Genomic DNA, 14,640 nt, shown 5'->3' on the forward strand with positions numbered 1-14,640 from the left:
TCAGCGGGCCGCGCCCTCGGGCCCGTAGCGCTCCCGCAGCTTGTGCTTGAGGACCTTGCGGAGTGTCTCGTTACGGGGCAGGGCGTCGACCAGCTCCAGTTGCTCGGGCACCTTGTGCACGGACAGACCGGCCTCCCGGAGGAAGGCGGCGACGTCCGTAAGGGTGAGCGGCGGGGCTCCGGCCGGCTGCTGGACGACCGCGCAGACCCGCTCGCCGCGCACCTCGTCGGGGAGGCCGATGACGGCGACGTCCGCCACGCCGGGGTGCCCGTGGAGCAGCCGCTCGACCTCCTGCGCGGAGATGTTCTCGCCCTTACGGATGATGATGTCCTTCGCGCGCCCGGTGAGGACGAGGTACCCGTCGTCGGTGAGACGGCCGAGGTCCCCGGTGATCAGGAAGCCGTCGTCGTCGAAGGCCCCGGCGTGCTGTTCCGGGTCGAGGTAGCCGCGGCAGACCGCCTCGCCGCGCAGCCGGACGTGCCCGTCCGTCCCGGCCGGCACGGGCAGGCCGGCCCCGTCGACCACGCGGATCTCCATGCCCTCCGGCGGCCGTCCCTCGGTGCCCGCCAGGTGCGCGTCGGTGTCGTCCGGATCGCCCATGGTGATCATCGGGGCCTCGGTCATCCCGTAGCCGTGGACGAGCCGGCAGCCCAGCTCCCGGACGACCTGGTGGTACAGCTCGGGCGGCTTGGGGGCGCCGCCGCCCGCCATCAGCCGGAGGGCCGGGAGCAGCGGCCGGCCGGGGGCCTTGCGCTGTTCGGCGAGGAACATCGCGTAGAAGGCGGTGGAGCCGCCCGCGACGGTCACCTCGTGGCGCCGGTAGGCGTCGAGGGAACCGGGGAGCGCGAAGTGCTCCAGGAGCACGGCCGGGAAGCCGCACAGGAGCAGCATCACCGTGTAGTCGGGCCCGGCGACGTGCGCGTAGGGGAAGGCCATGGAACCGACGTCGTCCGGGGTGAGGCGCAGGGCGCGGGCGAGGCAGGCGCCGGCGGCGATGAGCCCGCGGTCGGTGTGGAGGGTGCCCTTGGGGTCCGAGGTGGTGCCGGAGGTCCAGTAGACCCAGCGCACGGAGGTTCCGTCGGCGGGCGGGGCCGGGAGGACCGCCGGGTCACCCTCGGGGAGGGTGTCGTAGGCGGTGAACACCAGGGGTGGGGCCGGGAGGGACAGGGCGAGCCGGAAGGCCATCGCCGTGTGGTCGAAGCCCCGCCACACCCCGGGCACGGCGAAGAACCCGGCCCCGGTGGCCCGGAGCGCGTGACCGGCCTCCCGGTCGCGGTAATAGGGGATGAGCGGTGTCTGCACGGCCCCGAGCCGGGCCAGCGCGAAGGTCAGGACGACCGTTTCCAGGCGGGTCGGCAGCTGCCAGGCGACCCGGGATCCGGGCCGCACCCCGAGCCCGTGCAGGCCCGCCGCGACCCGCTCCGCGCGGTCCCGCAGGGCGCCGAAGGTCAGGCTCCGGTCGGCGCCGCCGGGCCCGGGGTCGTCGGCCTGGACGAGCGCGAGGGCGCCGGGGGTGCGGGCGGCGCGGCGGTCGAGCAGCTCCCACAGGGTCCGGGAGGCGGCGAGGTCGTCGGCGGTACCGGTCATGAGGGCTCCCGACTTGACCTGACTGGGTGTCAGGGTGGGCGGGAAGCGTAGGGCGCCGCGCCTTGTCGGTCCAGGGGGCCGGGTCTAGCCTCAGTTCTGACGTAGTGTCAGATTCCTGGGAGGGGCGCCGTGGAACTTCCGCGCATCGTCAGCGTCGACGACCATGTGATCGAGCCTGCCCACCTCTTCGCCACCTGGCTCCCCGCCCGCTACCGCGACCACGGACCCCGCGCGCTGACCACCGGGATCGGTGAACTCCGCTACACCGGGGGGAAGTACGTCACCGCCATGGACCCCGACGGTCCGCCCGCCGACTGGTGGGTCTACGAGGACCTCGCCTTCCCGTACAAGCGCAACATCGCCGCCGTCGGCTTCGACCGCGACGAGATGACCCTGGAGGGCATCACCCGTGCCGAGATGCGGCCCGGCTGCTGGGACCCCGTGGAGCGGCTGAAGGACATGGACCTCAATCACGTGGAGGCGTCCCTGTGCTTTCCCACCTTCCCCCGCTTCTGCGGCCAGACCTTCGCGGAGGCACGGGACAAGGACGTCGCGCTCGCCTGCGTGCGCGCGTACAACGACTGGATGGTCGAGGAATGGTGCGGTGACAGCGGCGGCCGGCTCATCCCCCTCTGCCTCATCCCCCTGTGGGACGTGGACCTCGCCGTCGCCGAGATCCGGCGCAACGCCGCCCGGGGCGTCCGGGCCGTGACCTTCAGCGAGATCCCCACCCACCTGGGCCTGCCCAGCATCCACTCCGGCTACTGGGACCCCTTCTTCGCCGCCTGCCAGGAGACGGCCACCGTCGTCAACATGCACATAGGGTCGTCCTCGCAGATGCCCGCCGCCTCCCCGGACGCCCCGGTGGCCGTGCAGGCGACGCTGTCCTTCAACAACGCCATGGCCTCGATGGCCGATTTCCTTTTCAGCGGGGTCCTGGTGCGCTTCCCCCACCTCAAACTCGCCTACAGCGAAGGGCAGATGGGGTGGATTCCCTACGCGCTCGAACGCGCCGATGACGTATGGCGGGAACACCGCGCCTGGGGCGGAGTGCGCGATCTGATCCCCGAACCTCCCTCCACCTACTACTACCGGCAGATCTTCTGCTGCTTCTTCCGGGACAAACACGGGGTCGCCTCACTGGACGTCGTGGGACGCGACAACGCCACCTTCGAGACCGACTATCCCCATGTCGACTCGACCTTCCCGCACACCCGGGAAGTGGCACTCGACCATGTGCGGGGACTCGACGACGAGACCGTCCACAAACTCATGCGGGGCAACGCGATCCGCATGCTCGGCCTGGACCTCGACCGGACGGCCGCCTGACGCCATGGACCTTTCCGAGACCCGCGAGGAGGAGGAATTCCGGCACCGGCTCCGCGCCTGGCTGAGGGAAATACTCCCCACGCTGCCGCCCGAACCGGCCGCCACCAACTGGCCCGGCCGGCGGGCCTACGACTGCGCCTGGCAGCGCGCCCTCCACGACGCCGGATACGCCGGACTGCACTGGCCCGCCGACGTCGGCGGCCGGGGCGCCACCCCCACCCAGCACCTGATCTTCCTGGAGGAGACGGAGCGGGCGGGCGCGCCCTACGTCGGCGCCAACTTCGTCGGACTGCTCCACGCGGGCCCCACCATCGCGGCGGAGGGCACCGCCGGGCAGCGGGCCCGCTGGCTGCCGCCGATCCTGCGCGGCGAGGAGATCTGGTGCCAGGGCTTCTCCGAACCCGAGGCCGGCTCCGACCTCGCCGCCCTCCGCACCCGGGCCGTCCGCGACGGCGACTCCTACGTCGTCACCGGCAGCAAGCTGTGGACCTCGCACGCCGAGGTCGCCGACTGGTGCGAACTCCTCGTCCGCACGGACCCCTCGGCCCCCCGGCACCGGGGCCTGTCCTGGCTCGCCCTGCCCATGGACGCCCCCGGCGTCACCGTCCGCCCGCTGCGGACCCTCGCGGGCTCCGCGGAATTCGCCGAGGTCTTCCTCGACGACGTGCGGGTGCCCGTCACCCACCGCCTGGGCGCCGAGAACGACGGCTGGCGGGTCACCATGGTCACCCTGTCCTTCGAGCGCGGCACCGCCTTCGTCGGCGAGGTCGTCGCCTGCCGCCGCACACTGGCCCGCCTCGCCCGCACGGCCCGGGAGAACGGCCGCTGGGACGACGCCGTCCTGCGCCGCCGCCTCGGCCTGCTGAACGCCGAGTTCTCGGCGCTGTGGCGGCTGACCCAGTGGAACGTGAGCGAGGCCGAGCACGCCCCGCCCGGCGGCCGCGGAGGTGTGCCGGGCGCCGCGGGCTCCGTCTTCAAGCTGCGCTACTCCCACGCCCGCCAGGAGCTCTACGAGGCCGCCGCCGAGGTCCTCGGCCCCGACTCCCTCGACGGCGGTCACGAGTGGACCGTGGACCGCCTCTCGTCGCTCTCGTACACGATCGCGGCCGGGACCTCGCAGATCCAGCGGAACATCGTCGCCGAGCGCGTCCTCGGCCTCCCCAAGGCGCGGTGACCATGGACTTCCGGCTGACCGAGGACCAGCGCGCGCTCCGGGCGGGAATGCGCGAGCTCCTCGCCGCGCGATTCCCCCGCGAGCGGCTGCGCGCCCTGGTGGACGGCGACCCGCGGGCCGCGGCCCGGCCCGACCGCGAGCTGTGGCGGGCGCTCGGGGACGCCGGGCTGTTCGCCCTGCGGCTGCCCGGGGGCGACGGCGGGGCGGGTCTCGGGCTGCCGGAGGCCGTGCTCCTCTTCGAGGAGCTGGGGCGGGCCCTGGTGCCCGGCCCGCTGGCCGCCACGCACCTCGCGGCGGGCCTGGTGCCCGGCGCCGCCGAGGGCCGTCGGTTCGTCACGGCCCTGGACCGCCCCGGCGCCGTCCCCCACCTCGCCCGGGCCGACGCCGTGCTGCTGCTCGACGGCACCACCGCCCGCGTGCTGACCCCGGGGAGGGGAACGGCCCGGACGCCCTGGGCGCGATCCCCCTCCGGTCCGTGGACCCGGCGACGCCGCTGCACCGGGTGCGGCACCTCCCTCCGCCCTTGGGGGGAAGCTCACTTGAAGTGACCGCCGACGCGGCCCGGCTGCACCGGGAAGCGACTTTGCTGACCGCCGCACAGCAACTGGGCAGCGCCCGCCGCACCGTCGAGTCGGCCGTCGCGCACGCCCGGCACCGTTTCCAGTTCGGGCGCCCCGTCGGAGCCTTCCAGGCCGTCCAACACCTCTGTGCCGATATGCACGTACGCGCGGAACTCGCTCGCGTGAGCGTCTATGCGGCCTCGCTCACCGCGGATCCGGCCGAGATCGCCGGCGCCAAGCTGCTTGCGGACAGTGCTGCTATCCGCAACGCCCGTGACTGTCTGCAAGTGTATGGGGGCCTGGGCTTCACCTGGGAAGTCGACGTCCATCTGCATCTCAAACGCGCCTGGATTCACGCGGGTCAGTGGAAATCGGTTGCCGAAGGCGAGGAATTCCTGGCGAACAGCCTGCTCATGAGTGGTCTCTCGGAAACCCCCTCGGATGTTTTGGCCGGAGGTTTGGATGGAGACAATGTCGGCCTGTAATCGGCATGGGTGAAATGCCGGGCATGTCATACATAACCCATCACAGGCCGTCGATATCAGGCTGTGTCCTGCGCGTTACTCGTTACTGGGTGGAGTCGGCCTCGCCCTCCGGTACTCTCCCTTGGATGCGAGTGGTTCAGAGGCGCAGCGAGCCAGGTGTTGTCCATGTGGCGACGTCGGGCGGGAAAATGTCTGGCACTCGTGTCGGAACGGGGCCCGTGGTCCCCCGATGTTCGAGTCTCCGCAGCGCGCGTCGCACAGTATGCAGTACGCATACTCCTTTGCGCCGGAATATGCCCGAAGCGCTTGTTGAGGTGACTGAGCGTCAACCATGCTGTCTCGGAAAGGGATCACGTTCCGTGACCCCTCGGAGACGCGAGGCGTTGTGTCCGCCGGTTCGGATGGTGTGAGCGGTGCAGGTGCTTCAGATGCAGATGGAGGTCCGGGCCGACCCCGCGGAGGTGGGGCGGGCCCGCAAGTGGGCGAGGTCGCGCCTCGCGGGTTCCGGGATAGGTGTCGACGAGCCCCTCGCGGAGACGCTGATCCTGCTGATCTCCGAGCTGGTCACCAACGCCGTGGTGCACACCGGCTGTCCCGCCGTCCTGCGCATGCTCTTCCCGGACGTGGGGCCCGCCGGTGCCGCCGAGTGCTGCGCGGGGACGGTCCGGGTCGAGGTCGCCGACATCAGCTCACGCCCGCCCCGCCGACGGCGTGCCGAGGGTGATGACACCGGCGGCCGGGGCCTGGAGCTGGTGGACGGTCTGGCCGACCGCTGGGGCTGGCAGCCCGAGGGCAACGGCAAGCGCATCTGGTGTGAGGTCGACCGCGGCGCCGCCTCCTGGGTCGGCGCTTTCGAGGCTCCGCGCGCCGTGACAAATAGGGCTTAGTCGACAAAGTCCAGACCAGGTGTTGACGTGAAGTGTCCACGTGATCACCCTTGGACGCAGCGATTCGTTGCGAGGGGACGTCGAGAGGCCCGTTCGTATTGGGCTGCCTTGGCGAGTGCGGGTCGCGGTCCGGCGCGTACAGGGTTACAGCGCCGGAGCCGGCGGCGACGTGCGGTGCCGTGCTCGGGGTGCGCATCGGCGCGTCGCCGCCTGCCCGTCCTGTCATGGGTCGGCCGGCTCCGAGGGCCCGGCCTGTTCCGGTCAGAGGATCGCGACCGGCGCGACCGGGGATCCCACGCCGCCCACGAAGGGCTCGGGTGTGGCGGTCAGCAGGAAGGCGTGGTGTCCTTCCTCGGCGCAGGCCGCCGACAGCTCCTCCAGATCCCAGTTCTGACCCTGGAGCATCCCCATCTCGACCAGGTGGAGGGCGTGCACCGGGAGCCAGAGCCCGTCGATCTCGGGCGGGACGATCTCGAAGGTCAGCGTGTCGGTCGCGACCGCGGCGACGTCGCGGGCGTGGAACCACTCCGGCGTACGGATCGACAGCCCGGGCGACGGATAGCCGTACGCCTCCCTGTCGCCCGCCAGATACCGCTGGATCTGACCGGTCCTGACGAGCGTGATGTCGCCGGACCGGATGGTGGTCCCGGCCAGTTCCTCCGCGGCGTCGAGATCCTCGGGGGTGACGACATGGCCCGCGTCCAGCCGCTCGACCCCCCGGACGCGCGCCACGTCGAGGAGCACGCCGCGTGAGACGAGGTGCCGGACCGTCTGGATCCCGCTGCGGCCGGCCCGGCCGTGCACGGTGACCGAGTCCGCCGGGCGGCCGTTGTAGATCCGCCCGCCGTGCGAGACATGCGGCAGGGCGTCCCAGTGGGTGCCTGCCTGGAGCCCCATCGTCACGGCGTCGTCGCTCGTGGCGACCGTGTCCGGTCCGAACATCTCCTGATTGACCGCGATCATGGTGTGCAGAGGGTTCACTCTCCCGGGGATCAGCCCCGTCTGCACCCCGTCCTGCCGTAAGGGCACCGCCAGAGGGACGCGGCGACCGGTCCGTACCGTCGCGGCGGCGTCGCGGACGACCGCGCCGGTGATGAGGTTGAGCGTGCCGATCTCATCGGCATCGCCCCAACGGCCCCAGTTGTTTACTCGTTTGGCGATCTCGTGGAATTCCGGCGGCAGCGTCATGTGATCCCTTCCGGATCAGGAGTCGTGCGGGTCTTGTGCCCGCGCCCACTCTGCTCAAAAATCTAACGGTCCGTCAGATGATGGGGAGGGGTGCCGCGTGGGGAACTTCTTGGCCGGCAAGGTCGTCGCCGTCACGGGGGCGGGCCGGGGCATCGGACGCGCGGTGGCCCTCGCCTGCGCGGCGGAAGGCGCGCGGGTCGTCGTCAACGACTACGGGGTCTCCCTCGACGGCGGAGAACCGACGAGCGACATCGCCACGGCCGTGGCCAAGGAGATCGAGGCCGCCGGCGGCACCGCCGTGGCACTCGCGGACGACATCTCGACGATGGCCGGAGGCCGGCGCGTCGTCGAGACGGCCCTCACCCGCTACGGACGGCTCGACGGAGTCGTGTGCGTCGCCGGCATCCTCCGGGAACGCATGCTCTTCAACATGACCGAGGAGGAGTGGGACCCCGTCATCGCCACCCACCTCAAGGGCACCTTCACCGTCTTCCGGGCCGCCTCCGCCGCCATGAGGCAACAGCGGCACGGCACCCTCATCGGCTTCACCAGCGGAAGCCACCAGGGCAGCTTCTCCCAGGCCAACTACGCCGCCGCCAAAGGCGGCGTGATCTCCCTCGTCCGCAGCGCGGCCCTGGGCCTCGCCAAGTACGGCGTCACCGCCAACTGCGTCGCCCCCGTCGCCCGTACCCGTATGTCCGCCAATGTGCCCATGGAGCTGACCGAGATCGGCGAACCGGAGGACGTCGCGCCGCTGGTCGTCTATCTGCTGAGCGACCGGGCCCACGCCGACGGCGTCACCGGACAGGTCTACACCGTCGCCGGACCCAAGATCGCCGTCTGGGCGCAGCCCCGCGAACTCCGTGCCGCCTACGCGGACGGCGCCTGGACACCCGAACGGATCGCCGAGCTCCTGCCCGGCACCGTCGGCACCGACCCGATGCCCCTGCTCACCCGCCCGCAGGCCGCGACCGGGCCGAACGAGTCCAAACCGTCCGGAGAGCGCACCGACGCCTGACGGGCAGAGAGCGAGAAGCGCGTGGACTTCGCATTCGGGCCACAGGACGAGGCGCTCCGGGAAGAGGCCCGCGACTGGCTCACCCGCCACCTCGCCTCCGACCCCGCCCCCGACCGCCGCGCCTGGGAGCGCCGGCTCGGCGCCGACGGCTGGATCGGCCTCGGCTGGGACCCCGCCCACGGCACCTACGGCAACCGCACCACCACCCTGACCGGCCAGGTCGTCTGGGCCGAGGAATACGCCCGGGCGCAGGCCCCCGCCCGCCTCGGTCACATGGGCGAGCAACTCCTCGCCCCCACCCTCCTGGCCCACGGCGACGCGGCCCAGCGCACCCGCTTCCTGCCCGCGATCGCCCGCGGCGAGGAGCTCTGGTGCCAGGGGTACAGCGAGCCCGGCGCGGGCTCCGACCTCGCCTCCCTGCGGACCATGGCGGTGCCGGACGGACGCGGCGCCTACCGGATCACCGGGCAGAAGATCTGGACCTCGCACGCCCACGAGGCCGACTGGTGCTTCCTGCTGGCCCGCACCACCAAGGGCTCGCACCGGCACCACGGGCTCTCCTTCCTGCTCGTGCCGATGGACCAGCCCGGCCGGATCGAGGTCCGGCCCATACGCCAGATGTCGGGAACCGCCGACTTCAACGAGGTCTTCCTCGACGGCGCGGAAGCCCGGGCCGAGCACCTCGTCGGCGGCGAGGGCAACGGCTGGCAGGTCGCCATGGACCTCCTCGGACGGGAGCGGGGCGTCTCCACCCTCGCCCAGCAGATCGGCTTCGCGGCCGAACTCTCCAGGGTGCTCCGGCTGGCCCTGGAGACGGGTGCCGCAGAGGAGCCGGTGACCCGCGACCGGCTCGTACGGCAATGGGCCGAGCTGCGCACGATGCGCTGGAACGCCCTGCGGACCCTCGGGACGGCGGGGGACCCCGGAGCGCCCAGCGTCGCCAAGCTGCTCTGGGGCGGCTGGCACCAGCGGCTCGGCGAGCTGGCCATGCAGGTCCGCGGCCCGGGCGCCGCCCTGGGCCCGTACGACTGGAGCGCGGACCTGCCGTATGAACTCGATTCCCTGCAAGGCCGGTTCCTCTTCTCGCGCGCCGACACCATCTACGGCGGGTCGGACGAGATCCAGCGCACCATCATCGCCGAGCGCGTGCTCGGCCTGCCGAAGGAGCCGCGCCCATGACCACGTACGGACACTGGATCGACGGCTCCTGGCACTCGCCGGAGAAAGGGCACTATCCAGTTGTCAATCCGGCGACCGAGAAGGTCGTCGGGGAGGCCCCGGAGGCGACTCCCGCCGAAGTCGCCTTGGCCGTGACCGCCGCGCGGGCCGCTCAGGACGGCTGGTCCCGCACCTCACCACGCGAGCGCGCGGCCGTGCTGGACCGGATGGCGGATCTGATCAACGCACACGAATCCGAGCTCATACCCCTGCTCCAGGCCGAGACGGGCGCGACGCTGCGCCTGACCTCCACCGTTCAGGTGCCCGTGGCGGCGGACCGCTTCCGCCGCTACGCACAGGGCGCCCTCGAGCCGGCCGTCATCCCGCTCGCGCCACGCACCGTTCAGAGCAGTCCGCTCGCTCCGGGCGGCCTCATCGGCGCCGCCGCGGTCCGGCGCCCCGTGGGCGTCGTCGGTTGCATCACCTCCTACAACTTCCCGATCGTCAACCTCGCGGGCAAGGTCGCCCCCGCTCTGGCCATGGGGAACACCGTCGTCGCCAAACCGGCCCCGCAGGATCCCCTCTGCGCACTCGCGCTCGGCCCGCTGCTCCGCGAGGCGGGCCTGCCGGACGGCGTCTTCAACATCGTCACGGGATCGGGCCCCGACGCGGGCCGAGCGCTCGTGGAACACCCCGGCGTCGACATGATCAGCTTCACCGGGTCCACCGCTGTCGGAAAACAGATCGCCGAGACCGCGGGGAGGTCGATGAAGCGCACCCTGATGGAGCTGGGCGGCAAGGGCGCGGCCATCGTCCTGGGGGACGCCGACGAGAAGACGGTCAAGTCGGCGATCGGGGCGGTCGGTTCGGTCTGGTCCTTCCACAGCGGACAGATCTGCACGGCGCCGACCCGGGTCCTCGTTCATCGATCGCTGTACGAGAAGGTCGTCACCGGCCTCACACACTACGCCCGGGCGCTGAAGGTCGGGGACCCTGTGGATAACTCCACGGTCGTCGGCCCGTTGATCTCCGCCGCCCAACGCGACCGCGTCGAGGCGTACATCGCCGGAGCCCGCGCGGAGGGCGCCCGTATCGCCGTCGGCGGCACCCGCCCCGAGATCGCACCGGGCTTCTACGTCGCGCCCACGCTCATCACCGACGCCACCCCGGACATGGCCGTCGCCCGCGAGGAACTCTTCGGTCCCGTCGTCGTCGCCCTCCCGTTCGACGACGAGGACGAGGCCGTACGGATCGCCAACGGCACCTCGTACGGCCTCCACGACTACGTCTTCAGCGCGGACACCGCCCACGCCTGGGCCTTCGCCGCCCGCCTGCGCAGCGGAAACGTCGGCGTCAACACGGTCCAGCGGCATCCGGAGACGCCGTTCGGCGGATTCAAGGAGAGCGGGATCGGCCGCGACGGCGGCTCCTTCGGCCTGCACGCCTACAGCGAACTCCAGTCCCTCGTCTGGCCCTCCTGAGCCCGAACACGTTCAGCAGGAGCTGGGCGTCGGATCGGAACCTTGCGGCACGAGACCGTTCTTGACCGGATGAGAGGCGGAACCGCCATGAGAGGCGTCATCTTCGACGGCGAGCGACCGCAGGTCGTCGACGATCTGGAGGTCCGCCCGCCCGGCCCCGGCGAGGTCCTCGTCGCGATCGCCGCCGCCGGGCTCTGCCACAGCGATCTCTCGGTCGTCGACGGCACCATCCCCTACCCCCTGCCCGCCGTACTCGGCCACGAGGGCGCCGGAGTGGTGGCGGAGACCGGGCCGGGCGTCACGCACGTCGCCCCCGGTGACCACGTCGCGCTGTCGACCCTCGCCAACTGCGGGACCTGCGGCGAATGCGACCGCGGCCGCCCGACCATGTGCCGCCTGTCGATCGGCCGGCCCGGCCGGCCCTTCTCCCGGCGGGGCACCCCGCTCCACCAGTTCGCGGCCAACTCCGCCTTCGCCGAACGCACCGTCGTCAAGGCCGTCCAAGCCGTCCCGATCCCGGCCGAGGTGCCCCTGACCTCGGCCGCCGTCATCGGCTGCGGCGTGCTGACCGGCGTCGGCGCGGTCCTCAACCGCGCCCGCGTCCGGCACGGCGAGACGGTGGTGGTCATCGGGGCCGGCGGCATCGGCCTCAACGTCCTGCAAGGCGCCCGGATCGCCGGGGCCTCCACCGTCGTCGCCGTCGACGCGAACCCCGCGAAGGAGACCACGGCGCGGCGGTTCGGAGCCACCCACTTCGTCGACGCCACGGCCCCCGGCACCCTGGCCGCCGTCCGCGCGATCCTGCCCGACGGCGCCGACCACACCTTCGAGTGCGTCGGGCGCACCGCCCTCATCCAGCAGGCCGTCGACCTCCTCGGCCGGCACGGCCAGGCGGTCCTCCTCGGCGTACCGCCCGCCGACGCGCGGGCGTCCTTCCTCGTCTCCTCGCTCTACCTCGACAAATCGATCCTCGGCTGCCGTTACGGATCGTCGCGCCCGCAGCACGACATCGCCCTGTACACGCGCCTCTACCGCGAAGGACGGCTCCTGCTGGACGAGCTCGTCACCCGGACCTACCCCGTCGAGGACTTCGCCAAGGCCGCCGAGGACGTGCACCACGGCCGGGTGGCCCGCGCCGTCCTCACCTTCCTCTAGGCGCGCTCAGCGCCGCGCGTGCGCCGGGGGCGCGGGCACCGCGCGGAACGTACGCCGGTACGCCGTCGGCGACACCCCGAGCGCCGCCTGGAGGTGCTGCCGCATCGACGCCGCCGTCCCGAAGCCCGCGTCCTGCGCCACCTGGTCCACGGACAGGTCGGTGTCCTCCAGCAGATGACGCGCGCGCTCCACCCGCTGCTGGGTCAGCCACTGCCCGGGGCTGATGCCCACCTCCTCACGGAAGCGGCGGGTGAAGGTCCGTACGCTCATCGCCTCCCGCTCCGCCATGTCGCGCAGCTGGATCGGCTCGTGCAGCCGTCCCAGCGCCCAGGCCCGCGCCGCCGTGGTCGTCGCCACCTGCGGCTCCGGAACCGGGCGCTGGATGTACTGGGCCTGGCCGCCGTCGCGGTGCGGCGGCACGACACTGCGCCGGGCCACCTCGTTGGCCACCGCCGAACCGTGGTCGCGCCGCACGATGTGCACGCACAGGTCGATGCCGGAGGCCACCCCCGCCGACGTCAGGAGATCGCCGTCGTCGACGAACAGCACATCGGCGTCCACCCGGACCGACGGGTACAGCCGCTGGAAGTGGTCCGTGCTGCTCCAGTGCGTGGTCGCCGGGCGCCCGTCCAGGAGCCCCGCCGCCGCGAGCACGAACGAGCCGGTGCAGATCGACACCATGCGGGTGCCGGGGCGTATCCAGGCCAGCGCGGCGGCCTGATCCTCGTCCAGCCGCCCCTCCGAGAACGCCGGGCCGAGCTCGTACGAGGCCGGCACGACGACGGTGTCCGCCTCGGCCATGGCCTCCGGCCCCCGGTCGACGGTGATGTCGAAGTCCGCGTCCGTACGGACGCTGCCCGGCGCCAGCCCGCACGTGACCACCTCGTACAGCGGGTCCCCGGCGGAGGTCGTGGCCTTGCCGAAGATGCGGTACGGGATGCTCAGCTCGAACGGGATGACACCGGGCAGGGCGAGAACGACGACGCGGTGCGGCGGCGCGTCGGGATGCTGCTCGCTCCGCCGGGCCCCGATGGACTGCGACATGTGTGTACGCCCCCTCAAGCGATACCCGATGCCTGTCGGCCTGTGTCTGACAAGGCTGCCCCGGAGCGGTGCATTCCCGGGAGCCCGCGACCGCGATCCCAGGGGTCCCGCTACCGCACCGCCGAAACCGCCGTGGCCCGATCCTGACGAATGCTGTCCTTCGGGCCACTCGATGCCCGGAGCGGCCCGCCCGATGCTGACCGTGTGACCCAGACGACCCGACCTCCCGCTCTCTCCGCACGCGGACCGGCGCCCGCCGGTCGGCGACGCCGTGTCCATCGTGCCTGGTCCGTCGCCGCCGTCACCTTCGTGACGATCATCGGCGCGGCGGGCTTCGCCTCCCTGCCGGGACTGCTGATCGAACCCCTGCACACGGAGTTCGGCTGGTCCCGGGGCACGATCGGCCTCGCCGCCTCCGTGAACCTCGCCCTCTACGGGCTCACCGCGCCCTTCGCGGCCGCCCTCATGGACCGTTTCGGCATCCGTAAGGTCGTCGCCTTCGCCCTGACCGTCATCGCGATCGGCTCCGGTCTCACCGTCTTCATGACCGAGAGCTGGCAGCTCGTCCTGTGCTGGGGCGTCCTCGTCGGCCTCGGCAGCGGCTCGATGGCCTTGGCCTTCGCCGCCACCGTGACCAACCGCTGGTTCGTCGCCCGGCGCGGCCTGGTCACCGGCATCCTCACCGCCGCCGGAGCCTCCGGGCAGCTCGTCTTCCTGCCGCTGCTCTCCTGGATCGTCGAGCACCACGACTGGCGGCCCGCCGCGGTGACCGTCTCCGTGGCCGCCCTGGTCGTCGTCCCCTTCGTCTGGCTGCTGCTGCGCGACCACCCGGCGGACGTCGGCCTCAAGGCGTACGGCGCCGAGACGTACGCCCCCAAGCCGCCGCCCTCGCCGGGCGCGGCACGACGCGCGCTCAAGGCCCTGGCCGACGCGGCCCGCACCGGGCCCTTCTGGCTGCTCGCCGGCACCTTCGCGATCTGCGGGGCCTCCACCAACGGCCTGGTCAAGACGCATTTCGTGCCGGCGGCCCACGACCACGGCATGCCGATCACGGCCGCCGCCGGCCTGCTCGCGGTGATCGGCGTCTTCGACGTCGTCGGGACGATCGCCTCCGGCTGGTTCACCGACCGGTTCGAGGCCCGCAGGCTGCTGGCCGTCTACTACGCGCTGCGCGGCGTCTCCCTGATGTTCCTGCCGATGCTGATGGCGCCGACCGTCCACCCGCCGATGATCTTCTTCATCGTCTTCTACGGCCTGGACTGGGTCGCCACCGTGCCGCCCACCATCGCGCTGTGCCGGGAGCACTACGGCGACGACAGCGCGATCGTCTTCGGCTGGGTGCTCGCCTCCCACCAGGTGGGCGCGGCCCTGGTCGCCTTCCTCGGCGGCGTGGCGCGGGACGCGCTCGGCTCCTACGACCTGGTCTGGTACGCCTCCGGGGCGCTGTGCGCGGTGGCGGCGCTGATGGCACTGGTCATCCGCAGGCGGTCCGCCGCCACCCCGGCCCCGGCCGGCGCGGCGGTCACTGTGTGATCCCCCTCGCCCAGGCAACCCTGCGGCCCCCGGGGGAATCC

The 14,640-nt window shown here is 72.2% G+C and carries 13 protein-coding genes; 10 read left to right on the plus strand and 3 right to left on the minus strand.

Annotated features, from left to right (window positions below):
* A complete protein-coding gene (locus tag SMD11_RS19305) occupies positions 1 to 1,587 on the minus strand; it encodes a class I adenylate-forming enzyme family protein (protein ID WP_087927629.1) in 1,587 nt (528 codons plus the stop codon).
* A 129-nt stretch (positions 1,588 to 1,716) separates the two neighbouring features.
* Here SMD11_RS19305 and SMD11_RS19310 point away from each other — a divergent pair, with 129 nt between their 5' ends.
* From SMD11_RS19310 to SMD11_RS19325, 5 genes are all read left to right on the plus strand, one after another.
* Positions 1,717 to 2,916 carry an amidohydrolase family protein gene (locus tag SMD11_RS19310; RefSeq protein ID WP_087927630.1) on the plus strand — a complete coding sequence of 400 codons (1,200 nt, stop codon included), beginning with the start codon at positions 1,717 to 1,719 and terminating at the stop codon, positions 2,914 to 2,916.
* A 4-nt stretch (positions 2,917 to 2,920) separates the two neighbouring features.
* Positions 2,921 to 4,090: an acyl-CoA dehydrogenase family protein gene (locus SMD11_RS19315; protein ID WP_087927631.1), complete on the plus strand. Its 1,170-nt coding sequence runs from the start codon at positions 2,921 to 2,923 to the stop codon at positions 4,088 to 4,090.
* Between the two features lie 2 nt (positions 4,091 to 4,092).
* The gene (locus SMD11_RS37335) at positions 4,093 to 4,638 is read left to right on the plus strand and encodes an acyl-CoA dehydrogenase family protein (protein WP_418952456.1); all 546 of its coding nucleotides are present in this window, start codon (positions 4,093 to 4,095) and stop codon (positions 4,636 to 4,638) included.
* Positions 4,635 to 5,135 carry an acyl-CoA dehydrogenase family protein gene (locus SMD11_RS37340; protein ID WP_418952457.1) on the plus strand — a complete coding sequence of 167 codons (501 nt, stop codon included), beginning with the start codon at positions 4,635 to 4,637 and terminating at the stop codon, positions 5,133 to 5,135. The genes SMD11_RS37335 and SMD11_RS37340 overlap by 4 nt, the downstream gene beginning before the upstream one ends.
* Positions 5,136 to 5,548: 413 nt before the next feature.
* Positions 5,549 to 6,022: an ATP-binding protein gene (locus tag SMD11_RS19325; RefSeq protein WP_087927632.1), complete on the plus strand. Its 474-nt coding sequence runs from the start codon at positions 5,549 to 5,551 to the stop codon at positions 6,020 to 6,022.
* 261 nt (positions 6,023 to 6,283) lie between these two features.
* Here SMD11_RS19325 and SMD11_RS19330 read toward each other — a convergent pair whose 3' ends face one another.
* On the minus strand, positions 6,284 to 7,210 hold the full coding sequence (locus tag SMD11_RS19330; protein WP_087927633.1) for a cyclase family protein: 927 nt from the start codon (positions 7,208 to 7,210) through the stop codon (positions 6,284 to 6,286).
* A 97-nt stretch (positions 7,211 to 7,307) separates the two neighbouring features.
* Here SMD11_RS19330 and SMD11_RS19335 point away from each other — a divergent pair, with 97 nt between their 5' ends.
* The 4 genes from SMD11_RS19335 to SMD11_RS19350 all read left to right on the plus strand — a co-directional run bounded on the left by SMD11_RS19335 (position 7,308) and on the right by SMD11_RS19350 (position 12,022).
* Positions 7,308 to 8,228 (plus strand): SDR family NAD(P)-dependent oxidoreductase, encoded by a 921-nt coding sequence (locus SMD11_RS19335; protein WP_087927634.1) that lies wholly within the window; start codon positions 7,308 to 7,310, stop codon positions 8,226 to 8,228.
* 21 nt (positions 8,229 to 8,249) lie between these two features.
* Positions 8,250 to 9,407, plus strand: a complete 1,158-nt coding sequence (locus tag SMD11_RS19340) for an acyl-CoA dehydrogenase family protein (RefSeq protein WP_087927635.1) — start codon at positions 8,250 to 8,252, stop codon at positions 9,405 to 9,407.
* Positions 9,404 to 10,867 (plus strand): aldehyde dehydrogenase family protein, encoded by a 1,464-nt coding sequence (locus SMD11_RS19345; RefSeq protein WP_087927636.1) that lies wholly within the window; start codon positions 9,404 to 9,406, stop codon positions 10,865 to 10,867. Before SMD11_RS19340 ends, SMD11_RS19345 begins: the two co-directional genes overlap by 4 nt.
* A gap of 87 nt (positions 10,868 to 10,954) precedes the next feature.
* Positions 10,955 to 12,022 carry a Zn-dependent alcohol dehydrogenase gene (locus SMD11_RS19350; RefSeq protein ID WP_087927637.1) on the plus strand — a complete coding sequence of 356 codons (1,068 nt, stop codon included), beginning with the start codon at positions 10,955 to 10,957 and terminating at the stop codon, positions 12,020 to 12,022.
* 6 nt (positions 12,023 to 12,028) lie between these two features.
* Here the strand turns inward: SMD11_RS19350 and SMD11_RS19355 are convergent, their stop codons facing one another.
* Positions 12,029 to 13,066 carry a GlxA family transcriptional regulator gene (locus SMD11_RS19355; RefSeq protein ID WP_087927638.1) on the minus strand — a complete coding sequence of 346 codons (1,038 nt, stop codon included), beginning with the start codon at positions 13,064 to 13,066 and terminating at the stop codon, positions 12,029 to 12,031.
* 150 nt (positions 13,067 to 13,216) lie between these two features.
* On the opposite strand from SMD11_RS19355, the gene SMD11_RS19360 reads away from it, so the two are divergent.
* Positions 13,217 to 14,599 carry an MFS transporter gene (locus SMD11_RS19360; RefSeq protein ID WP_087927639.1) on the plus strand — a complete coding sequence of 461 codons (1,383 nt, stop codon included), beginning with the start codon at positions 13,217 to 13,219 and terminating at the stop codon, positions 14,597 to 14,599.
* Positions 14,600 to 14,640: the final 41 nt, after the last annotated feature.

Source organism: Streptomyces albireticuli (genome assembly GCF_002192455.1).
Classification (GTDB): Bacteria; Actinomycetota; Actinomycetes; order Streptomycetales; family Streptomycetaceae; genus Streptomyces; species Streptomyces albireticuli_B.